Origin of the sequence: Billgrantia kenyensis (genome assembly GCF_013697085.1) — a bacterium.
GTDB classification, from domain to species: domain Bacteria; phylum Pseudomonadota; class Gammaproteobacteria; order Pseudomonadales; family Halomonadaceae; genus Halomonas; species Halomonas kenyensis.
The window spans coordinates 274,754-295,217 of the sequence record NZ_JACEFT010000001.1 but is presented as its reverse complement, the minus strand read 5'-3'; the positions used below and the strand labels follow the sequence as shown (position 1 = coordinate 295,217).

General features: G+C 62.1%; 18 protein-coding genes and 4 tRNA genes. 17 read left to right on the top strand and 5 right to left on the bottom strand.

Annotated elements, in window-relative coordinates; all coding sequences use genetic code 11:
• Nucleotides 1–127: 127 nt before the first annotated feature.
• The 5 genes from H1D44_RS01265 to H1D44_RS01245 all read left to right on the top strand — a co-directional run bounded on the left by H1D44_RS01265 (nucleotide 128) and on the right by H1D44_RS01245 (nucleotide 4,949).
• Nucleotides 128–1,096, top strand: coding sequence for a TRAP transporter substrate-binding protein (locus H1D44_RS01265; RefSeq protein ID WP_181513028.1), 969 nt, complete (start codon nucleotides 128–130; stop codon nucleotides 1,094–1,096).
• A gap of 90 nt (nucleotides 1,097–1,186) precedes the next feature.
• Nucleotides 1,187–1,729, top strand: a complete 543-nt coding sequence (locus tag H1D44_RS01260; protein WP_181513027.1) for a TRAP transporter small permease — start codon at nucleotides 1,187–1,189, stop codon at nucleotides 1,727–1,729.
• Complete coding sequence (locus H1D44_RS01255; protein ID WP_181513026.1) at nucleotides 1,729–3,024, top strand: TRAP transporter large permease; 1,296 nt, start codon at nucleotides 1,729–1,731, stop codon at nucleotides 3,022–3,024. Before H1D44_RS01260 ends, H1D44_RS01255 begins: the two co-directional genes overlap by 1 nt.
• A gap of 77 nt (nucleotides 3,025–3,101) precedes the next feature.
• Nucleotides 3,102–3,557: a tellurite resistance TerB family protein gene (locus tag H1D44_RS01250; protein WP_181513025.1), complete on the top strand. Its 456-nt coding sequence runs from the start codon at nucleotides 3,102–3,104 to the stop codon at nucleotides 3,555–3,557.
• A gap of 147 nt (nucleotides 3,558–3,704) precedes the next feature.
• Entirely contained in the window at nucleotides 3,705–4,949 is a 1,245-nt protein-coding gene (locus H1D44_RS01245) for an NAD(P)/FAD-dependent oxidoreductase (protein ID WP_181513024.1), read from the top strand.
• A gap of 26 nt (nucleotides 4,950–4,975) precedes the next feature.
• Here H1D44_RS01245 and H1D44_RS01240 read toward each other — a convergent pair whose 3' ends face one another.
• Complete coding sequence (locus H1D44_RS01240) at nucleotides 4,976–5,401, bottom strand: hypothetical protein (protein WP_181513023.1); 426 nt, start codon at nucleotides 5,399–5,401, stop codon at nucleotides 4,976–4,978.
• Nucleotides 5,402–5,575: 174 nt separating this feature from the next.
• Between H1D44_RS01240 and pyrC the strand changes: the two genes are divergently transcribed.
• Complete coding sequence (gene pyrC, locus H1D44_RS01235) at nucleotides 5,576–6,613, top strand: dihydroorotase (protein ID WP_181513022.1); 1,038 nt, start codon at nucleotides 5,576–5,578, stop codon at nucleotides 6,611–6,613.
• Nucleotides 6,614–6,685: 72 nt separating this feature from the next.
• Here pyrC and mtnN read toward each other — a convergent pair whose 3' ends face one another.
• Together mtnN and folD are read right to left on the bottom strand one after the other, a co-directional pair.
• Entirely contained in the window at nucleotides 6,686–7,426 is a 741-nt protein-coding gene (gene mtnN / locus H1D44_RS01230) for a 5'-methylthioadenosine/S-adenosylhomocysteine nucleosidase (RefSeq protein WP_181513021.1), read from the bottom strand.
• Between the two features lie 161 nt (nucleotides 7,427–7,587).
• Nucleotides 7,588–8,466 (bottom strand): bifunctional methylenetetrahydrofolate dehydrogenase/methenyltetrahydrofolate cyclohydrolase FolD, encoded by an 879-nt coding sequence (gene folD, locus H1D44_RS01225; protein ID WP_181513020.1) that lies wholly within the window; start codon nucleotides 8,464–8,466, stop codon nucleotides 7,588–7,590.
• Between the two features lie 211 nt (nucleotides 8,467–8,677).
• On the opposite strand from folD, the gene H1D44_RS01220 reads away from it, so the two are divergent.
• The 11 genes from H1D44_RS01220 (at nucleotide 8,678) to H1D44_RS01170 (ending at nucleotide 19,073) form a co-directional block, all read left to right on the top strand.
• A tRNA-Pro gene (locus H1D44_RS01220) sits at nucleotides 8,678–8,754 on the top strand.
• A 67-nt stretch (nucleotides 8,755–8,821) separates the two neighbouring features.
• Nucleotides 8,822–8,898, top strand: a tRNA-Arg gene (locus H1D44_RS01215).
• A gap of 46 nt (nucleotides 8,899–8,944) precedes the next feature.
• A tRNA-His gene (locus H1D44_RS01210) sits at nucleotides 8,945–9,019 on the top strand.
• Nucleotides 9,020–9,049: 30 nt separating this feature from the next.
• A tRNA-His gene (locus tag H1D44_RS01205) sits at nucleotides 9,050–9,124 on the top strand.
• Nucleotides 9,125–9,400: 276 nt separating this feature from the next.
• The gene (tig, locus tag H1D44_RS01200) at nucleotides 9,401–10,753 is read left to right on the top strand and encodes a trigger factor (RefSeq protein ID WP_181513019.1); all 1,353 of its coding nucleotides are present in this window, start codon (nucleotides 9,401–9,403) and stop codon (nucleotides 10,751–10,753) included.
• A 97-nt stretch (nucleotides 10,754–10,850) separates the two neighbouring features.
• Nucleotides 10,851–11,471: an ATP-dependent Clp endopeptidase proteolytic subunit ClpP gene (gene clpP, locus H1D44_RS01195; RefSeq protein ID WP_181513018.1), complete on the top strand. Its 621-nt coding sequence runs from the start codon at nucleotides 10,851–10,853 to the stop codon at nucleotides 11,469–11,471.
• A gap of 77 nt (nucleotides 11,472–11,548) precedes the next feature.
• Nucleotides 11,549–12,826: an ATP-dependent Clp protease ATP-binding subunit ClpX gene (clpX, locus tag H1D44_RS01190; protein WP_181513017.1), complete on the top strand. Its 1,278-nt coding sequence runs from the start codon at nucleotides 11,549–11,551 to the stop codon at nucleotides 12,824–12,826.
• Between the two features lie 151 nt (nucleotides 12,827–12,977).
• The gene (gene lon, locus H1D44_RS01185; RefSeq protein ID WP_181513016.1) at nucleotides 12,978–15,383 is read left to right on the top strand and encodes an endopeptidase La; all 2,406 of its coding nucleotides are present in this window, start codon (nucleotides 12,978–12,980) and stop codon (nucleotides 15,381–15,383) included.
• 176 nt (nucleotides 15,384–15,559) lie between these two features.
• Nucleotides 15,560–15,832, top strand: coding sequence for an HU family DNA-binding protein (locus H1D44_RS01180; protein WP_181513015.1), 273 nt, complete (start codon nucleotides 15,560–15,562; stop codon nucleotides 15,830–15,832).
• Between the two features lie 210 nt (nucleotides 15,833–16,042).
• A complete protein-coding gene (locus tag H1D44_RS01175; protein ID WP_181513014.1) occupies nucleotides 16,043–17,860 on the top strand; it encodes a SurA N-terminal domain-containing protein in 1,818 nt (605 codons plus the stop codon).
• A gap of 151 nt (nucleotides 17,861–18,011) precedes the next feature.
• Entirely contained in the window at nucleotides 18,012–19,073 is a 1,062-nt protein-coding gene (locus tag H1D44_RS01170; protein ID WP_181513013.1) for a CobW family GTP-binding protein, read from the top strand.
• 20 nt (nucleotides 19,074–19,093) lie between these two features.
• Here H1D44_RS01170 and H1D44_RS01165 read toward each other — a convergent pair whose 3' ends face one another.
• Together H1D44_RS01165 and H1D44_RS01160 are read right to left on the bottom strand one after the other, a co-directional pair.
• Entirely contained in the window at nucleotides 19,094–19,855 is a 762-nt protein-coding gene (locus tag H1D44_RS01165; protein WP_181513012.1) for a UDP-2,3-diacylglucosamine diphosphatase, read from the bottom strand.
• An 80-nt stretch (nucleotides 19,856–19,935) separates the two neighbouring features.
• Nucleotides 19,936–20,445, bottom strand: coding sequence for a peptidylprolyl isomerase (locus H1D44_RS01160; RefSeq protein ID WP_181513011.1), 510 nt, complete (start codon nucleotides 20,443–20,445; stop codon nucleotides 19,936–19,938).
• Between the last annotated feature and the right edge of the window lie 19 nt (nucleotides 20,446–20,464).

Here is a 20,464-nt window from a genome sequence, read left to right as displayed (position 1 = left end):
CAGAGCCATCGTCAATGGCGAAGGCTGCCTTCATCAAAACCGATTTGAGCGTGGCAAAACCATGTTTCAAGATCACAAAACCATCAAAAAAATCGCGTTACATAACGATAACGATCAGGAGAGCACCATGCGCAAGTCACTACTTGCCACGCTGGCCACACTCGGTATGCTCAGCGCCCCCTTCGCGCTGGCCAGTACCATCGAAATTCAGGTCAACAACACCATGAGCGAGGGGGGCTCGGAAAGCGCGGCCGTCGAACGCTTTGCCGAATACCTCGAAGAGCAGGCGCCCGGCCGCTTCAACGTGCGACCCTTCCTTGCCGGGTCGCTGGGTAGCGAGGATGGGGTGCTCGAGCTGCTGAACCTGGGGCAGACCCATATCTCCATTACCGGCGGCAACTGGCGTCAGCAGTATGCGCCCGAGTACGATGCCATCACCGTACCGTTCCTCTTTTCCACCTGGGAAGAGGTCGACGCCTACATGGACAGCCCCTCCGGGCAGCGCCTGGTCGAGATTGCCGAGGAGAAAGGCGGCATCAAGTACTTCGGCACCCAGCATCGCGGCCCGCGGCACATGACTGCCAACAAGGCGATCCATACCCCTGACGACCTGCGTGGTTTCCGCCTGCGCCTGCCGTCGCTGCCGGTATGGCTCGAGGTGTGGGAGGGGATCGGCGCTCAGGTGGTCAACGTGCCGGCACCGGAAATCTACCTGGCCATGCAGACCCGCCAGGTCGACGGCCACGAGAACTCGCTCTCGTCCCCCTACACTCGTCGCCTGTGGGAGGTCCAGGACCACATCATCCTGACCAGCCATGTGATGTTCCCCTGGAACTGGGTGGCAAGCTCGCGCTGGTGGAACGGCCTCGATGAAGAGGACCAGGCGCTGATCGCCGACGCCATCGACGTGGCTCGCCAGCACGGCACCGAGGTCGAGCGCGAACTCGACGAGTACTATCTCGAAGAGCTGGAAAAAGCGGGCATGACCATCATCGAGCCGGATATCGATGCCTTCCGCGACGCTGCCATGCCTGCCATCGAACGCGTCATGGCCGATATGGCCGAGGGCGTGATGGAAGATGCCATGGGCGAGTAAGCCGACGACTGATCGTCCAGTTGACCATGCAAGGTGTCAGCGGCGGCCCCCGGGGCGCCGCTGACGTTTTCTGTCCGGAGGAATGCCATCTTGATCTCTTCTTCACCGCCACCCCAGGGTGGTCTGGATAGGTTTGCCTACTCCCTGCTGCGTGGCGTCACCCTGGTGTGCGACATCGTGGGGGTGCTGCTGCTCGCCGGCATCCTGCTGTTGATCGTCTCGGCGGTGGTGGCACGTGACTTCATCGGCCTGGGCATGCCCTGGACCGAGGAGGTGGCCTCCATCCTGGCCATCTACGCCGTGGCCTTCGGCTCGCTGTCGGCCTGGGTGCGGTTCGAGCACCTGGTGGTCGATCTCTTCAGTCATCGTCTGGGCAACCTGGCGCGTGGCCTTCAATACCGCCTGGTAGCGCTGCTCTCCAGCGGCTTCTTCGCCATGGCGGCTTACGGCGCCATGACCATGTCGGTGGCCAGCGCCAACAACCGCACGGTATCGCTGGGCATCAGCTTCAGCTACCTCTATTACGGCATCTTCATCGCCTTTGCCGGCATGGCTGTGCTGGCCTTGTGGCAGACGCTGCGCGGACCGGTGGCGTGGCAGGATTCCCTACGCGCCGAGCAGGAGGCCAACTGATGCAGGAACTCATGGTTTTCGTCGGCGGCCTGTTGCTGTTGATGGCCATCGGGCTGCCGGTGGTGGTAGCCATCGGTATCACTTCGTTCATTGCACTTGCGGTGACCGGCGCCGGCGGCCTGCCGGTAGAGCTGATGTCACTGCGCATGGTGCAGACGCTCAACAATTTCACTCTGCTGGCCATTCCGCTGTTCATCCTGGCGGCCAACATCATGAACACCGGGTCGACGACGACACGGATCTTCGATTTTGCCACCGCCCTGGTGGGCTTCACCAAGGGCGGGCTCGGGCATGCCAACGTGGTGGCGAGCTCGATCTTCGCCACCATGTCGGGCACCGCCGTGGCCGATGCCGCCGGCCTCGGCAGCATCGAGATCAAGGCGATGAAGGAGCGTGGCTATGACCTCGGCTACTCGGCCGGGATCACCGCCGCCTCCAGCGTCATCGGCCCCATCCTGCCCCCCAGCATCGCGCTGGTGGTGTACGGCTGGCTGGCCAACGTCAGTATCGGCGCGCTGTTCATGGCAGGCCTCGTGCCCGGCATTCTCATGGCGGTCCTGTTCATGGGCATGACCGTGGTGCTGGGCGCCGGCAAGCGTGTGACCATGCCGCCGCCGGCACCGTTCGACGGCAAGGAAGTGCTGCGTACCGGCAAGCGGGCCATTCTGCCGCTGATGATGCCGGCGATCATCGTGGGCGGCATCTGGAGCGGGATGTTCACCCCGACCGAGGCCGGGGCCATCGCTTCGCTATACGCCGTCATACTTGGCGGCCTGGTCTATAGAGACCTGTCCTGGCACGACCTGTTCCGCGCTTTCCGTCGGACGCTGATGTTCAGCGCAGCGATCCTGCTGATCATCGCCGTGTCGAGCTTCTATGGCTGGATCCTGGTGCGGATCGGGATCCCGCAGGCGCTGGCCGGTCAGGTTGCAGCCATCGACATGCCGACGATCCTGCTGCTGCTCGCCTTCGCGCTGTTCTTCCTCTTGATCGGCTGCTTCATGTCGGTGATCGAGAGCATTCTCATCTTCACGCCTATCGTGGTACCCGCTGCGCTGGCAGCCGGCCTCGACCCGATCCATTTCGGCATCGTGATGGTAATCACACTGTCGGTGGGCGTCATCACGCCGCCGTTCGGCACCGTGCTGTTCCTGATGGTAGGGATTACGCGCCTACGCTATTCGCAGATCGTGATCTCCATCCTGCCGTTCCTGATCCCGATCCTGCTGACGATACTGATCCTCATCGCCACTCCGGCATTGACTACCTGGCTGCCACGCACCATGGGCTACTGAGGAGCATGGCGACGGCCCTGGAAGGAACGCCCGGGGCTGTCGCGGGTCACAAGCGATATCGTCGCAGGGGAACCAAGATGCTCGATACCATCCAACGTTTTTTTCAGCAGGCCCTCGCCGAGCCGGAGCGCTCCGAGAATCCGGCCCCGACGCTCGAGCGAGCCACCGCAGCGCTGCTGTGCGAGGTGATGCGCGCCGACTATCATACCGATGACAGCCAGATCGAAGCGCTGCGTGACCTGCTCATGACGCATTTCAAGCTTTCCAGCGAGGCGGTAGAGGAACTGATGGAGCTCGCTCGGGAGGAGGTCGAGACCTCAGTCGATCACTACCAGTTCGTGAGCTTGATCAAGCAGCATTACGACTATGACCAGCGCCGTGAACTGGTGCGCATGATGTGGGCGCTGGCCAATGCCGATGCCAATCACAACGCCCTCGAGGAGCATCGCATTCGTCGGCTCGCCGAACTCCTGCATGTCAGCCACTCGGACTTCATCCGTACCAAGCTTCAGGTTCAGGGCAAGGCGGAGTGACAGCGCAACCTGAACGGCAGTGACTTTCTGCGTGACTTGACTCGGCTCAGGCAAGTGATGGGATAGGGCGGCATGGCCACAGGCGCGCTGCTAGACTAGGCGCTCGTTCCGGCCGGGGGCTGGAGAGATCAGCTAGGGAGAAGTGGCATGTCTCGTGATACCGTCGTTCTGGGTGCCGGTATGGTTGGCGTTTCCATCGCCTGGCACCTGGCCCGTAGAGGCCACTCGGTGCTGCTGGTTGACCGCCGTCCTCCTGGGCGGGAGACCTCCTACGGCAACGGGGGACTCATTCAGCGCGAGGCGGTGCGGCCCTATACCTTCCCACGACAGATGGGCAAGCTGCTGAGTTCGATCCCCAACCGGCGCGTCGATATTCGCTACCAGATGAGCGGCATGTTCGAGTTCGCCGCCCCCCTGTTCGGCTATTGGCGCTGCTCGGCTCCGCGCCAATATGAGCGAATCATCCGCGAATACGCTTCGCTGATCGAGCTTTCCACCCAGGAGCACGCCCCCATGATCGAGGCGGCAGGTGCTGGCGAGCTGATCGGCAAGGAGGGCTGGCTGGAAGTGCACCGCAGCCAGGCCGAGCTCGACCTTCGCCGTCACGAGGCCGAGGACTCGGCCAGGCGTTTCGGTGTGACCCATGAGATGCTCGATGGCGCGGCGCTGGCCCGAAAGGAGCCGGCTCTGAAGTCTGGCCTTGCCGGCGCCGTCCACTGGACCAACTCCTGGAGCGTGGCCGATCCGGGAGCCCTGGTCGCTGCCTATGCCGACAGCTTCGTGCAGCTGGGCGGGGAGTTTCTTCAGGCCAGCGTGCAGGAGCTGAGCCAGAGCGGTGCCGGCTGGCGCATCGTCACCGACCGGGGGTGCCACGAAGCCAGCAATCTGGTCGTGGCCCTGGGACCATGGGCGGCAGACTGGCTTGACGAGCTGGGCTACCGGTTGCCTGCCTTCGTCAAGCGCGGCTACCACATGCACTATGGAAAAGCGGAAGGGCAGGGCCTCAACCATTGGCTGGCCGATGCCGATGTCGGCTATATCCTGGCTCCGATGCGTGCCGGCATTCGCCTGACGACCGGCGCCGAACTCGCGCGCCTCGATGCTCCTCCTGCCTACGGCCAATTGGCAGCCGCCGAGCGCAAGGCACGAGAGCTCTTTCCCGGCCTGGGCGAGCGTCTGGAAGCAGAGCCCTGGAAGGGCGCGCGTCCTTGCCTTTCCGACATGAAGCCCGTAATCGGCCCCGCACCCCGGCATCAGGGCTTGTGGCTGGCGTTCGGCCACGGGCACCAGGGCTTTACCATGGGGCCAGTGACGGGGCGACTGGTGGCCGAGATGATGGAAGGTGAACCCACCGCTATCGATGTGGCGCCGTTTCGCGCTGATCGCTTCTGATGCAGCGAGGACAGGCGTCGCCTGGCTTAACTGGCGCGGCTGCGCCGGTGACGCCACAGGTGGTGGATGAACTTGATCACCAGTGTCATGACGTAGACCACCCAGCCGGCAGTGGCAAGCACGTTGAACAGCAGCATCTTCTGCTGGCCACTCATGGGAGCGATCATGGTCTCGATGATGACTCCGAGCACCAAGGCCAGAGCCATGGGCAGCGCCAGGATGTGCATCCACATCTCGGTGCGTCGCTTGCGAACGTGGTAGCGGCTCAGGTGGACGCGGAAAGGGCGATGCATGAAGCTGACCAGGATCATGGTGCCCAGTGCAAGCATGGCGGCGAGGGTGGGCTCGATGCTATCGATTCTGGCCGAGATGCTGATCGACCAGAAGAAGACGAGCCACATCAGGCCGGCCAGGATGGCGACGATATCGGCGTAGTGTCGAACCCGGGGCATTGGCGCCTCTCTTACGGCAAAATCGGCGTAGATGATACGGCAATTCGACGCACGTTGCTGCCGCCGGGGCAACTTTCTCGGCGTGCGTAGTTCAGGCTGCGGGGCGAGGCTCGTTTCGAGGCAGGCTTCCGGTATACTGTGGCGTCGAAACCATGCTGAACGACAGGATACGCCGTGACCACAATCACCCTGACCCGACCCGATGACTGGCACCTCCACCTGCGTGACGGGGAGGCGCTGGCGGCCGTGGTGCCTGCCAGCGCACGGCAGATGGGACGGGCGATAGTGATGCCCAACCTGGTGCCGCCGGTCACGACTGCCGAGCAGGCTCGGGGCTATCGTGAGCGAATTCTTGCAGCCCGGCCGCAAGGCTCTGCGTTCGAGCCGCTCATGACCCTCTACCTCACCGACAACACACCGGCTGAAGAGATCGAGCGCGCCGTGGAGAGTGGCATCGTGCAGGCGGTGAAGCTCTATCCTGCCGGAGCCACGACCAATTCCGATTCCGGCGTCACCGACCTGGCCCACTGTGATGCGGCGATCGCCGCCATGGCACGCCTGGGCCTGCCGCTATTGGTACACGGCGAAGTCACCGACGCCGATATCGACATCTTCGATCGCGAGTCGGTCTTCATCGAAAGGGTCATGAAGCCATTGCGCGAGCGGCACCCCGACCTGAAAGTGGTATTCGAGCACATTACCACGTCCGATGCCGCGGAGTTCGTGGCCCAGGCGCCGAGCAACGTAGCGGCAACCATCACCGCCCACCACCTGCTGTTCAACCGCAACCATATGCTGGTCGGGGGCATTCGGCCGCATTATTACTGCCTGCCGATTCTCAAGCGGGAGCGTCATCGCGAGGCGCTGCTGGCGGCTGCCACGTCCGGCAGCGGCAAGTTCTTCCTGGGCACCGACAGCGCTCCCCATGCCCAGGGCGACAAGGAAACTGCCTGTGGCTGTGCCGGCGCCTATACGGCGCCTGCGGCCATCGAGCTTTACGCCACGGCATTCGAACAGGCAGGAGCACTGGATCGCCTCGAGGGGTTCGCCAGTCATCACGGGCCGGATTTCTATGGCCTGCCGCGCAATACCGACACCATTACGCTGGTGCGAGAGGAGTGGACACTGCCGCCCTCACTTCCCTATGCCGAGGGTCGGCGCATCGTTCCGCTCAAGGCAGGTGAAACGCTGGCCTGGAGGATGCTCGACTAAGGTTCGGGCCGGTTCTGGATCAAGGCACAGCGGCCGCCCCGGGGCGGCCGCTGTCGCATTGGCTTGGCGGCCTCAGCCGGCTTCCAGCTCTGCGCTGGTGCGTGGCTCGGCCTGACCGAGGCGCTCCACCATCCGCTCCACCATGCGCGCCGAGTGCAGGGCTGCCTTTTCCAGGAACTGTTCGAAGGTGAGATGATTGTCGCCGCCGCCGGCGATGTCGGACAGAGAGCGGACAACCACGAACGGGCAACCGTAGAGGTGGCAGGTCTGGGCGATGGCCGCAGCCTCCATTTCGGCTGCCAGCATGGTGGGAAAGCGAGACCGGGTCAGGGTCACCAGGTCGGGGCAGGCCATGAACACATCGCCGGTGGCGATCAGCCCCTCCACGACCCTGACTTCGCCCAGCTCCTCGACACACTCGCTGGCGAGCCTGACCAGGCGCTCATCGGGCAGGTAGGCGGCGGGCATCTGCGGAACCTGGCCGTGCTCATAGCCGAACACCACGGCGTCAACGTCATGGTGGCGAACTTCACTGGACACCACCACGTCACCGATCTCCAGGCCTTCGCCGAAGCCGCCGGCCGAGCCGGTGTTGATGATTGCCTCAGGCTTGAATACGTCAAGCAGCAGGGTAGTGCCGATGGCGGCATTCACCTTGCCTATACCCGACTGCAGGATCACCACGTCGACACCACGCAGGGAGCCATGATGGAAGGTGTAGCCGACGTGGGTGCGAGTACGCCGTCCCTCTAGCTGGTCGGCGAGATATTCGACCTCCTGGCTCATGGCGCCGATGATGCCAATGCGTTTCATCTTGAGTTACGTACTCCGATCAGACGATGCAATAACGCCAAAGCTCCCAATTCAGACTTGGCGCGAAAACCCAGGCCCACTCTCCGGTACGGCACGGCGGTAACGGGGTGAAACGAAAGCGCGCATTCTAGCGGAGCCGCACGCTCATGTCAGGCCGCGTTTCAAAGCGGGACGACATCCCGCTCCATGGCATCGTGCCGCTCGGCGGCGAACAGGGTGTTTTCGAGCAGCGAGGCAACGGTCATCGGGCCCACGCCCCCCGGGACCGGTGTGATCCAGGCGGCACGCTCAGCCGCTGGGCCGAACTCCACGTCACCGACCAGTCGGCCGTCCTCCTCGCGGTTGATCCCGACATCGATGACGATGGCGCCGTCACGCACCCACTCGCCCTTGACCAGGCCCGGTTTTCCGACCGCCACGACGAGCAGCTCGGCGCGCCGAACATGCTCTTCGAGGTTGCGTGTGAAACGGTGGCATACGGTGGTGGTGCAGCCGGCCAGCATCAGCTCCAGCGCCATGGGCCGGCCGACAATGTTGGATGCGCCGACCACGGTGGCATCCATGCCGCGCACCTTGAGCCCGCTGGCCTGAAGGAGGGTCATGATGCCCTTGGGCGTGCACGGACGCAGCACGGGGAGGCGTTGAGCCAGCCGGCCGAGGTTGTAGGGATGAAATCCGTCCACGTCCTTGTGCGGCAGGATGCGTTCGAGGATAGGGCGCGCGTCGAGGTGGGCCGGCAAGGGGAGCTGAAGCAGGATGCCATCGATACGAGGGTCTTCATTGAGCGTGTCGATCAACTGCTCCAGCACCTGCTGGCTGGTGTCGCTGGGCAGTTGATGCTGAAAGGAGAGGATCCCGGCCTGCTCGCAGGCGCGATGCTTGTTGCTGACGTACACATGGGAGGCAGGGTCTTCGCCCACCAGCACCACGGCGAGGCCCGGAACGCGCTTGCCCTCGGCACGCCGAATCTCGACCTGGCGTGCAACTTGTTCGCGAACCTGGGTGGCTATGGCCTTGCCGTCGATGCGTTGGGCGCTCATCGTATCTCCCCTATGGTGAATGTGTCAGCGGCACTGGCCGGCCCGCTGCGCAGTATGGAAAGGGTGCCGATTTTCGCATGCCGGGCCGCCAAGGCAAAGCGCAAAAGGCCCGTCGGGTCAGGCAGCTATTGACCGCGGAGGATTCTCGCGTAGAATACGCAGCGCTCGACGAGGCCCGGTGCCCGGGTGTCGAGGGCCGTGCAAAGGCCGGCGGGGTGTAGCGCAGTCTGGTAGCGCGCCTGCTTTGGGAGCAGGATGTCGGGGGTTCGAATCCCTCCACCCCGACCACAACCTTTTGTTTGTGCTGAAGAAATAGCGAAACAGGGTTGCGGTCTGAGGTCATGGAACGTAGAATGCGCCCATAGCTCAACCGGATAGAGCAACGGCCTTCTAAGCCGTAGGTTGCAGGTTCGAGTCCTGCTGGGCGTGCCACTGCGAAGGTACGCTGAGGGCCTTCGGTATGATTGACGTCGATATGGTGGATGTAGCTCAGTGGTAGAGCCCCGGATTGTGGCTCCGGTGGTCGTGGGTTCGATCCCCATCATCCACCCCATTCGACTTTTTCCGGTTCATGCTTGCAATGGTGGATGTAGCTCAGTGGTAGAGCCCCGGATTGTGGCTCCGGTGGTCGTGGGTTCGATCCCCATCATCCACCCCATTGCACCCTCTCTTTCTGTTTTTCTCCGCTGATACTCGTCAGGCTCCCGTTCGGCCAAGGCCGGTTTCCGGCGCGCCGTGCGCACGTGCGCCTATTGGCCAGCTACTTTTGCTCAGATGACAGAGCAACGGCCGCAAAATCGGCCATTGCCCTTGCAAAAGCGCCCGTACGCCTCCATCTAGGGGCGTAACGCTTGCCAGCGTAGGGCGGGATTCTTAGAATCTCTCCTTTACATCCATGCTTCCCAAGAACGCCCCAGTCGGTAGAGGACCATTCATGCAAGTTTCCGTCGAAACGACCTCCCAGATCGAGCGCCGTGTCACTTTCCAGGTGCCGGCCGCCGAGGTCGACGAGGCCGTCGAGGCCCGCCTCAAGGACACGGCGAAGAACATTCGCCTCAACGGCTTCCGCAAGGGTCGGGTTCCCATGTCCGTGGTGCGCCAGCGGTACGGTCGCGGCGTGCGCGACGAGGTCGTGGGCGAGCTGATGCGTGAGCGCTACGTGCGCGCGATCACTGAGCAGAACCTCAATCCGGCCGGCTTTCCGAGCATCGAGCCCAAGGTCGACGAGGCAGGCAAGGACCTCGAGTTCGTCGCTTCCCTCGAAGTCTATCCGGAAATCGAGCTTGCCCCGATCGAAGGCACCGAGGTCGAGCGCCCGGCGGTCGAAGTGACCGATGCCGATCTCGAGGAAATGATCGAGACGCTGCGCAAGCAGAACGCCGCCTGGGAAGAGGTCGAGCGTGCCGCCGAAGAGGGCGACCAGGTCAAGATCGACTTCCAGGGCTTCCTGGGAGATGAGCCGTTCGAGGGCGGCAGTGCCGAAGGCCATGAGCTCGTGCTGGGTTCCGGCAACTTCATTCCCGGATTCGAAGACCAACTGGTCGGCGCCACGGCCGGCGAGGAGAAGGAGATCAAGGTCACCTTCCCCGAGGACTACCAGGCCGAGCATCTGGCCGGCCAGGAGGCCACCTTCAAGGTCAAGGTGCATGCCGTCAAAGGTCAGAGCCTGCCTGAGGTCGACGAGGAATTCATCAAGCGCTTCGGCGTCGAAGACGGCGACGTCGAGAAGTTCCGCGCCGAAGTGAAGAAGAACATGGCACGTGAAGCCAAGCAGGCGGTCGACAATCGCGTCAAGCAGCAGGTGCTCGAGGCGCTGAAAAAAGCGAACGACGTTCCCGTGCCCCAGTCCCTGGTGCAGCAGGAGACCGATGCGCTCAAGCGCCAGGCCGCTCAGCAGTTCGGCCTGGGCGAGGATTTCGACGTCTCGCAACTGCCCAACGAGCTGTTCTCCGAGCAGGCCAAGGGCCGTGTACAAGTCGGCCTGCTGCTGGCCGAGGTGATCAAGGCCAATGAGCTCGCCGCCGATGACGACGAGATCCGTGCCAAGGTCGAGGAGCTTGCCGAGCAGTATCAAGAGCCGCAACAGGTCGTTGACTACTATATGGGTAACGACCAGCTCAAGACCCAGGTCAAGTCGGCTATTCTCGAAGAGAAAGCCGTGGACAAGCTGCTGGAGCAAGCCACCGTCAAGGACGTGGAAATGAGCTACCAGGAGGCGCTGGCCGCCGCACAGCAGGGCGAAAAGGCCGACGAGGCTGAGGAAGGCGAAGAAGAAGCCAAGAGCTGATTGGGGCTACGAGGCCTTCGCAACCCTGTCGGCTGCCGTGCTTGCAGCCGGCAGGGCGCAAGACGCTTCCATTCATCGGATGCAAGGACATCATAGGATGAGCAACGAGTTCGAGACCCGAAACGCCGGCGGCCTGGTGCCGATGGTGGTTGAGCAGAGCGCACGCGGCGAGCGGGCCTACGATATTTATTCCAGGCTGCTGAAAGAGCGTGTGATCTTTTTGGTCGGGCCGGTGGAAGACCATATGGCCAACCTCATTGTGGCGCAGCTGCTCTTCCTTGAATCCGAAAACCCGGACAAGGACATCCACCTCTACATCAACTCGCCTGGCGGGGCAGTAACGGCTGGCATGGCGATCTACGATACCATGCAGTTCATCAAGCCGGACGTCTCGACCGTATGTATCGGCCAGGCCGCCAGCATGGGGGCCTTGCTGCTGACGGGCGGAGCTACCGGTAAGCGTTATTCGCTGCCCCACTCGCGGATGATGATCCACCAGCCCCTTGGCGGCTATCAGGGGCAGGCGTCCGACATCGAGATCCATACTCGTGAAATTCTCGGTATTCGCGACAAGCTCAACCGTATTCTGGCTCAGCATACAGGCCAGGACATCGAGACGATCGCCCGCGATACGGACCGCGATAACTTCATGAGCGGCACTCAGGCTGTCGAGTACGGTCTAATCGATGCCGTACTGGATAAGCGGCCGACATCCTGATAGCGTGAGATTAGGCACGCTTCATATACGTGATAAGCGGTGGCCGGCCTGGCCGCCGAAGTGACAGAGGTACGCGAATGGCCGACGGCAAAGGCAAGGACGAAGGCGGCAAGCTGCTGTACTGCTCGTTCTGCGGCAAGAACCAGAACGAAGTGCGCAAGCTGATTGCAGGCCCGTCCGTGTATATCTGCGACGAGTGTGTCGACTTGTGTAACGACATCATTCGCGAGGAAGTTCTCGATGCCGATGCCGAGAGCGATGAGGAGCGCCTGCCCGTTCCCCGCGAAATCCGTCGCACCCTGGATGAATACGTGATCGGACAGGACCGCGCCAAGACGGTGCTGTCCGTGGCCGTGTATAACCATTACAAGCGCCTGCGCGCCGGTATCAAGGGCGACGATGTGGAGCTTGGCAAGTCCAATATCCTGCTGATTGGTCCGACCGGCAGCGGCAAGACGCTGCTGGCCGAGACCATGGCACGCCTGCTCAATGTTCCCTTCACCATTGCCGATGCCACCACGCTCACCGAGGCGGGTTACGTCGGTGAGGACGTCGAGAACATCATTCAGAAGCTGCTGCAAAAGTGCGACTACGACGTGGAGAAGGCCCAGCGCGGCATTGTCTACATCGACGAGATCGACAAGATCTCGCGGAAGTCGGACAACCCTTCGATCACCCGTGATGTTTCGGGCGAAGGCGTCCAGCAGGCACTGCTCAAACTGATCGAGGGCACGACTGCCTCGGTGCCGCCGCAGGGCGGGCGCAAGCACCCGCAGCAGGAGTTCCTTCAGGTCGATACCGGCAACATCCTGTTCATCGTGGGTGGTGCCTTTGCCGGTCTCGACAAGGTCATTCGCGATCGTGCCGAGAAGGGTGGCATCGGCTTCAGCGCCGTGGTGAAAAGCAAGGACGAGACCAAGGGCGTTGGCGATCTGCTCGTCGATGTCGAGCCGGAGGACCTGGTCAAGTTCGGTCTGATCCCCGAATTCGTCGGTCGACTGCCGGTCATTGCGACCCTCACCGAGCTCAACGAGGATGCTCTCATTCAGATTCTCACCGAGCCCAAGAACTCCCTGGTCAAGCAGTATGCCCGGTTGTTCGACATGGAAGGCGTCGAGCTGGAGTTCCGCGAGGACGCCCTGCGTGCGGTGGCTGCCAAGGCCATGGCGCGCAAGACCGGCGCTCGAGGCCTGCGCTCGATCCTGGAGTCGGTGCTGCTCGATACCATGTACGAGATTCCTTCCATGGAGGGAGTGAGTAAAGTGGTCATCGATGCGTCCGTCATAGCCGGCGACAGCGAGCCGCTGCTGATCTACTCACAGCAGGAACAGCGGGTCGACGGCACGGACGGCTGAAGCCACGCGGCCTCACGTCGCCACGCCCATGAGGTAAAGGGGTCGCTCGGGGCGGCCCCTTTGCATGTTGCGTCCTGCCTCCCCTTGCAATAGGCGGGCTGTGCCCCCACACCCTCTGTATCTACCGATTTCTGTTTGAGGAACGTCTGCGATGCAGCAGAACGCCGTTCAGACCTTGAGTCTGCCCCTCCTGCCACTGCGCGACGTGGTCGTCTATCCGCAGATGGTGATCCCCTTGTTTGTCGGCCGCGAGAAGTCGATTCAGGCGCTCGATGCCGCCATGGCTGGCGACAAGCGCGTGTTGCTGGTGGCCCAGCGCGAAGCCGGGCAGGATGACCCGGGCACCGACGATCTCTTCACCATCGGCACCGTGGCCGAAATCATGCAGCTCCTCAAGCTGCCCGATGGCACCGTCAAGGTGCTGATCGAGGGCGTCTCACGTGCCGACCTGCGCGAAGTACATCATGCCGACCAGGGGCACAGCATGGCCGATGCGGTGCTGCGCGATAGTGAGCCCTTGACCGAGCGTGAGCAGGAGGCTCTGGTTCGGGTTCTGCTCAACCAGTTCGAGCAATACGTCAAGCTCTCCAAGAAGGTGCCCAACGAGGTCCTCAACTCGCTTTCAGGCATCGAGGACCCCAGCCGCCTTGTCGATACCATCTGTGCCCATCTGTCACTGAAAATCCAGGACAAGCAGCAGCTGCTGGAAATGGACCGGGTGCGCGACCGGATCGAGCACCTGATGGCACTGATCGAGTCCGAAATCGACCTGCTTCAGGTGGAGAAACGCATCCGCTCGCGGGTCAAGGACCAGATGGAGAAGTCCCAGCGCGAGTACTATCTCAACGAGCAGATGAAGGCCATCCAGAAAGAGATGGGTGAGCTGGAGAACGTGCCTAACGAGGCTGAGAAGTACGAGTCAGCCATCGAGGAGTCGGGCATGCCCAAGGAGGCTCGTGACAAGGCGCTGCAGGAGTTGGGCAAGCTCAAGATGATGTCACCGAGTTCGGCGGAAGCCACCGTCGTGCGCTCCTATCTCGACTGGATGGTGGCGGTGCCCTGGAAGAAGCGGACCCGCGTCAAGCACGACCTGCCGCATGCCCACAAGGTGCTGGACGAGGATCACTACGGCCTCGATGAAGTCAAGGAGCGCATCCTCGAGTACCTGGCCGTGCAGAAGCGGGTCAAGAAGCTCAAGGGGCCGGTACTCTGCCTCGTTGGCCCCCCAGGCGTGGGCAAGACCTCGCTGGGCCAGTCCATCGCCCGGGCGACCAACCGCAATTACGTGCGCCTGGCGCTGGGTGGCGTGCGTGACGAATCCGAGATCCGTGGCCATCGTCGTACCTACATCGGCTCGCTGCCGGGCAAGATGATTCAGCGCATGAGCAAGGCCGGGGTCAAGAATCCGCTGTTCCTGCTCGACGAGATCGACAAGATCGGCATGGATCATCGCGGCGATCCCGCTTCGGCCCTGCTCGAGGTCCTGGATCCCGAGCAGAATGACAAGTTCAACGACCATTACCTGGAGCTCGATTTCGACCTCTCGGAGGTGATGTTCATCTGTACCGCCAACTCGATGAACATCCCCGGCCCGCTGCTGGACCGTATGGAGGTCATCCGCCTCCCGGGGTACACCGAGGACGAGAAGCTGGCCATTGCACGGCGCTATCTCGTTCCCAAGCAGATCAAGGCGACAGGCTTCAAGGAGGGTGAGCTCGAGCTCTCCGACGAGTCGCTGCTGGAGCTGATCCGCTACTACACTCGTGAGGCGGGGGTGCGCGAGCTCGAGCGTCAAATCGCAAAGGTGTGCCGCAAGGTGCTGCGCGAGCGCCTGGAGTATGCAGGCAAGGGCGCCCAGGCGCCGCAGCTGCTTGCCGCTGCCGACATCGAGACCTATGCCGGCGTGCGCCGCTACAGCTATGGCCTGGCCGACAAGGAGGACCAGGTCGGGCGAGTCACTGGGTTGGCCTGGACCTCGGTAGGCGGGGAGCTGCTCAATATCGAGTCGGTCGTCACTCCCGGCAAGGGGCGGATCAACAAGACCGGCTCTCTGGGCGACGTGATGAAGGAGTCCGTCAGTGCCGCCCATACCGTCGTGCGGGCTCGCGCCGAGTCACTAGGCATCGATCCCGAGCGCTTCGAGAAAGAAGACCTGCATATCCACGTGCCGGAAGGTGCCACTCCGAAGGACGGTCCCAGCGCGGGTATTGCCATGGTCACTGCCATGGTGTCAGCCTATACCGGACGGCCGATCCGCTGCGATCTGGCCATGACCGGCGAAGTCAACTTGCGTGGCGAAGTGATGCCGATCGGCGGTCTCAAGGAGAAATTGCTGGCAGCACGGCGCGGTGGTATAAAGATTGTGCTCATTCCGGAAGAGAACCGCCGGGACCTCAAGGAGGTGCCGGACAATATCAAGGACGCGCTGGATATACGGCCAGTCCGCTGGATCGATGAGGTACTGGAGTGTGCGCTCGTTGCAATGTCTAGCACTGGTGGCGAAGAATCTAGAGCGGAAGATTCATCTTCTTCTTCCACCATGGTAAGTACACATTAACGATAATTCCCGTGCCATCCTGAACAGAGAACTTCGGTATGGCACGGTTTGGCGGCACAATTGCTTGACACTTCTTTTGCAGCATTGCTATAAACTGCCAGCCATGCTGTGATCGTGTTGCCAGGCGAAAGGCACGCCGATTAGAGCCATTTTCTGAAACAGTCAAGGGGTGAAGAGTGAACAAGTCCGAGCTGATCGAAGCTATCGCTGCGTCTGCCGATATTCCCAAGGCCGCAGCGTCTCGCGCACTGGATGCCATGGTGGACACCGTCACCGACAGCCTCAAGCAAGGCGACACCGTGTCTCTCGTCGGGTTTGGTACCTTTTCGGTGAAGGAGCGCGCTGCTCGCACCGGTCGTAATCCGCAGACAGGCCAACCGATCGAGATCAGCGCAGCCAAGGTGCCCACCTTCAAGGCAGGCAAGGCTCTCAAGGACTCCGTCAACTGAGTCAAAGGATTTTTTGCGCCGTCGAGCCCGCCTTGGGCGATCTCGCGACGGCAGCAAACGATCAGGCGCACCGCTTCCGCGGTGCGCCTTCTTTTTGGGACTTCCGGCGTGTCATGATCCCGTCTCAGGACCGACCGAGATAGCCCACGGCGAACCGCCAACGTATAATATGGCGCCATAGCCAGCCAACCATCAGCAAGCGAGGCCTGCATGCTGCAAAGTATTCGTGACCGCTCCAGAAGCTGGGGCGCCAAGATCATCGTAGGTGCCGTGGTGGTGACCATGGCGCTGTTCGGTGTCGAGTCCCTGGTGGGGTTGTTCGGTGGAGGAGGCGACGAAGTCGCCAAGGTCAACGGGCAGAGCATTACTCGCCAGGAGCTGGAGATGGAGGTGCAGCGTGCCATTCGTTCCGGACAGGTCCCGCCCGAGCAGGAGCGTGCCCTGCGTGGGCAGGTTCTCGATGAGATGATCGGCGAGAGGCTGCTGCTTGCTTTTGCCGAGGATGGCGGACTTCACTTGTCCGACGAGCAGCTTGACCAGGTCATCGTGACCTTGCCTGAGTTTCAGGATCAGAGCGGCCGATTCGATGCCGACCTGTTCCGCAATCGGCTGAATAGCGCTGGTTTCACGCCGACCTCGTTCCGGGAGGTGCTGCGCGTCGACCTCAAGCGTCAACAGCTGCAACAAGGCTTGGCGGTCAGCGATTTCATTCTCGACAGCGAGCGCGACAACCTGGCTGCGCTGCAGAACCAGCGGCGCAGCTTCCGCTACCATACGCTCGATGCCGCTGACCTCGAGGCCCCCGTAGAGGTCAGCGATGCGGAGCTGCAAGCCTACTATGAAGACAATCGTGACAACTACCAGCGTCCAGAGCAGGTCCGCCTCGAGTATGTGATCATCGACCGTCAGGCAATGGCCGAGCAGGTGGAGGTCGACGAGGAAGCGCTGCGTGAGGAATGGCAGACACGCGGTCGCGACGCCGATCGGCGCGTGTCGCATATCATGATTTCCTTCAATGACGACCGTAGCCGTGACGAGGCAATGGGGCGCGCGGAAGAGGTTCGTCAGCGCCTTGCGGACGGGGAGGACTTCGAAGCACTTGCGCTTGAATACTCCGACGATCCCGCTTCCGCAGAGCAGGGCGGTGACCTCGGCGTGATCAGCCGTGGCTTCTTCGGTGACGACTTCGATGATGCCGCCTTTGCGCTTGCTCCAGGTCAGGTCTCCGGGGTGGTAGAAACCAGCAGCGGCCTGCACCTGGTCAAGGTGACCGAGCTGGACCAGCCGCCCCTGGAGGAAATGCGCGACGATTTGTCACGCGAGTTGGCGCTTGGCCAGGTGTCAGGGGAATTCAACCGTCGAGTCCAGACACTCATTGATGAAAGCTTTGCTGCGGATGACCTGATCAGCGTTGCCGAGCAGCTTGATCTCGAACTGCATGAGAGCGACTGGGTTTCCCGTGACGGGGGGGAGGGCGTGCTGTCCGAGCCTGGTGTCATGAGCGAAGCTTTCAGTGAGGACGTGCTGGTAGAGGGCTTCAACAGCGAAGTCATCGAGCTCGATACGGACCGCCGAATGGTGTTGCGCGTGGCCGAGCACCGGGAAGCCACCATTCTGCCGCTGGAAGATGTGCGCGATCGCGTGACAGAGTCCGTTGCGAGGCTCAAGCAGCGCGAGGCCTTGCTGGATGTAGCCAGACAGCAGGTAGAACGCCTGCGTGCCGGTGAAGAGCTCGACATCGACTGGCAGCATGTCGAGCAGGCTTCCCGCCAGCAGGGCGATGCGCCTCGTGCAGTGATGCAGGCCGCCTTCCGCCTGCCTCATCCGCAAGAGGGGGAAACCATTTTCGGTCATGCCAGTGACGGCGAGCGGATTGCCCTGGTTGCCCTTGATCGGGTCGAAGCCGGTCAGGCGGATGAGCAGGTCGACCAGTTCGTGGTGCGGATGGCCGAGCAGATTCGCGCACAAGCGGCAGTGCAGGGTCTGAGCAGTCACTTGAGAGAAACGTCGGAGATTACTCGGCGCTGATGCCGGCCATACGGAAAGGGGGGGGCTTGGCCCCCTTTTTCATTGACCTGCATTTATACCGTTACCTCGAATCAAAACCCGTGCGTCCGCACGGGATGTCGGATCGAACTCAACTTGATATGGTATAACAATACCATCCGGAGGATGTCTCATGGCCGCATCACCGTTAGCCGCCGTCCCCGTTCACCTTTTCACCGGATTCCTGGGTAGCGGCAAGACAACGCTCATCCGTCGCCTGGTTGAACAGAAGCCCGAAGGCGAGCGCTGGGCGATCCTCATCAATGAGTTTGGTCAGATTGGCATCGATCAAGCGATGTTCGATGAACATGATGACGTCATCATCAAGGGCTTGCCCGGAGGGTGCCTCTGTTGCCAGCTTGCCTTCGTTTTGCAGGCAACCCTGGTGAATCTTCTTCACCGCCACCGACCAGACCGCCTCATCATCGAGCCGTCGGGGTTGGGGCATCCCGCTGGCCTGCTCGATGTACTACGCGGGGAGGCATTTGTCGGCGTGCTCGATATCCGCGACATCGTCGTGTTGCTCGATCCCGCCAGGCTCGATGACTCGCGTTGCCGTGAGCACGAAACCTTCAACGACCAGCTTGCCATGGCCGACGCGGTGGCGCTGACCAAGGTGGATCTTGTCACCCCTGAGCAGATGGCGTCAGCCCAGCGCCATGTCGACTCGCTTTGGCCGCCCAAGAAGTGGGTGGCCAATGCCGCCCAGGGCAATCTACCGCTTTCGTTGCTTCTCGAGGCTGGCTGCCACCATGAGAAGGAGGAGCAGGAGAGCTGGCTGAGCGCGAACCATGAGGCGCTGCGTGGGGGAGGGCAACAGGCCCTGCTTCTGGAGGATTTTACCGCGGCCATTCCGTCGCCGGGTCAGCCAGTGCAGCAGGCAGCCAGGGCGCTGGGCTACCATACGCTGGGTTGGCGCTGGAGCCCTGTCGACGTGTTTGACCTCGACCGCTTGACGCAGGTGTTGAGCGAGCTTCCCCGCGAGCTGCGAGTCAAGGGCGTGCTGCACACGAATCATGGCTGGAAGCTGTACAACCGCGGTGACGGCCTGGCTAGTATCACGAACAGCGCCTGGCGCAGGGACTCGCGGCTGGAGCTGATTGGTCCCGTCGAGCACTTGCCCACGCCTGAAGAACTGCTGGAGTCCCTGCATGGTTGCTGCCTGGCTGCCGAGGCAAGTGCCTCTCGGATATGAGAAGGGGTGGGACCAGGGGGCTAGTAGGTGATGTCGCGTAGCTTCGGCTCTCCGCTGGCATCGATTTCCACTTCCCAGCCGTGGCCAGGCTGCCAGTCTCCCAGCACGATCCGCCGCGCTGGCTGGTCGTCGACTTCCAGTTCGTGCACCGCAGGGCGGTGGGTATGGCCATGGATCAGTGTCGTGACACCGTGATCTCGCATGACACGGACCACCTCTTCGGGGGTCACGTCCATGATGTCCTCGGCCTTGTTGGATGTCGCCTCACCCGATTGCTGACGCAGGGCTGCGGCCAGTTGTAAGCGATCGGCCAGGGGCATGGCCAATATCTGCTCTTGCCAGGCCGGATTGCGTGCCTGGGTGCGGAACGCCTGATAGGCCTCATCGCGAGTACACAACGTATCGCCATGCATGAGAAGCACTTGCTCGTCGCCAAGACGGAGTACGGCGGGATCACTGAGCAGCTTGGCGCCAATGGCGTCGGCAAAACGATGACCGAGCAGGAAGTCGCGGTTGCCGTGCATCAGATACAGCGCGGTGCCATCGTCAGTCAGCTGTCGCAATGCACCGGCGACACGGATGGCGAGCTGAGCATTGCCGCTGGGGTCTTGATCTGCATGGTCGAGCAGGTCGTCACCGATCCAGGCCTCGAACAGATCGCCCAGGATGTACACCGCATCTGCGCCGCGGGCTCGCGTTTCCAGCCAACCGACAAAACCCTCGGCGACGTCAGGAGCTCCGGGATGAAGATGCAGGTCGGAGATCATCAAGGTGGTTGTCATGGGGGTATCTCGCTGGCTTGGGTCTGACGGGGGGCGAGGAAGCGGGCGCACCCGTTAGCCGGGTGCGCCGCGTAGCGGTTTCAGTTGGCGGCTTCTTCACCCTTGACGTAGGCACGCAGGATGACCACGTCCTCGGCAGGTACGTCGGCGTGCATGCCGCGGCGGGTAGTTTCCACCGCAGTGATGCGATCGACGACGTCCATGCCTTCGACTACTTCACCGAAGACGCAGTAGCCCCAGCCCTGGATCGACTTGCCGCTATGGTTGAGGAAGTCGTTGTCCGCCACGTTGATGAAGAACTGGGCGGTGGCCGAGTGAGGATCCTGGGTGCGCGCCATGGCCAGGGTACCGGTGAGATTCTTGAGGCCATTGTCAGCCTCGTTCTCGATGGGGTCGCGAGTGGGCTTCTGGTTGAAGTCCTGGTCGAAGCCGCCTCCCTGGACCATGAACCCGGGAATGACACGGTGAAAGAGCGTGCCGTCATAGTGTCCATCGCGCACGTACTGTTCGAAGTTGGCGGCCGTCTTGGGCGCCTTGTCGTGATTCAGGGCGATGGTAATGTCGCCGTAGCCGGTCTCGAGAATGATCATCGAAGTATTTTCCTGTCCT

Bases quoted from the DNA above. Each gene is read 5' to 3' on its own strand.
- H1D44_RS01265 (WP_181513028.1), top strand. From the start codon at position 128: ATGCGCAAGTCACTACTTGCCACGCTGGCCACACTCGGTATGCTCAGC.
- H1D44_RS01255 (WP_181513026.1), top strand. From the start codon at position 1,729: ATGCAGGAACTCATGGTTTTCGTCGGCGGCCTGTTGCTGTTGATGGCC.
- H1D44_RS01250 (WP_181513025.1), top strand. From the start codon at position 3,102: ATGCTCGATACCATCCAACGTTTTTTTCAGCAGGCCCTCGCCGAGCCG.
- H1D44_RS01245 (WP_181513024.1), top strand. From the start codon at position 3,705: ATGTCTCGTGATACCGTCGTTCTGGGTGCCGGTATGGTTGGCGTTTCC.
- H1D44_RS01240 (WP_181513023.1), bottom strand. From the start codon at position 5,401: ATGCCCCGGGTTCGACACTACGCCGATATCGTCGCCATCCTGGCCGGC.
- mtnN (WP_181513021.1), bottom strand. From the start codon at position 7,426: ATGAAACGCATTGGCATCATCGGCGCCATGAGCCAGGAGGTCGAATAT.
- folD (WP_181513020.1), bottom strand. From the start codon at position 8,466: ATGAGCGCCCAACGCATCGACGGCAAGGCCATAGCCACCCAGGTTCGC.
- tig (WP_181513019.1), top strand. From the start codon at position 9,401: ATGCAAGTTTCCGTCGAAACGACCTCCCAGATCGAGCGCCGTGTCACT.
- clpP (WP_181513018.1), top strand. From the start codon at position 10,851: ATGAGCAACGAGTTCGAGACCCGAAACGCCGGCGGCCTGGTGCCGATG.
- clpX (WP_181513017.1), top strand. From the start codon at position 11,549: ATGGCCGACGGCAAAGGCAAGGACGAAGGCGGCAAGCTGCTGTACTGC.
- lon (WP_181513016.1), top strand. From the start codon at position 12,978: ATGCAGCAGAACGCCGTTCAGACCTTGAGTCTGCCCCTCCTGCCACTG.
- H1D44_RS01175 (WP_181513014.1), top strand. From the start codon at position 16,043: ATGCTGCAAAGTATTCGTGACCGCTCCAGAAGCTGGGGCGCCAAGATC.
- H1D44_RS01170 (WP_181513013.1), top strand. From the start codon at position 18,012: ATGGCCGCATCACCGTTAGCCGCCGTCCCCGTTCACCTTTTCACCGGA.
- H1D44_RS01165 (WP_181513012.1), bottom strand. From the start codon at position 19,855: ATGACAACCACCTTGATGATCTCCGACCTGCATCTTCATCCCGGAGCT.
- H1D44_RS01160 (WP_181513011.1), bottom strand. From the start codon at position 20,445: ATGATCATTCTCGAGACCGGCTACGGCGACATTACCATCGCCCTGAAT.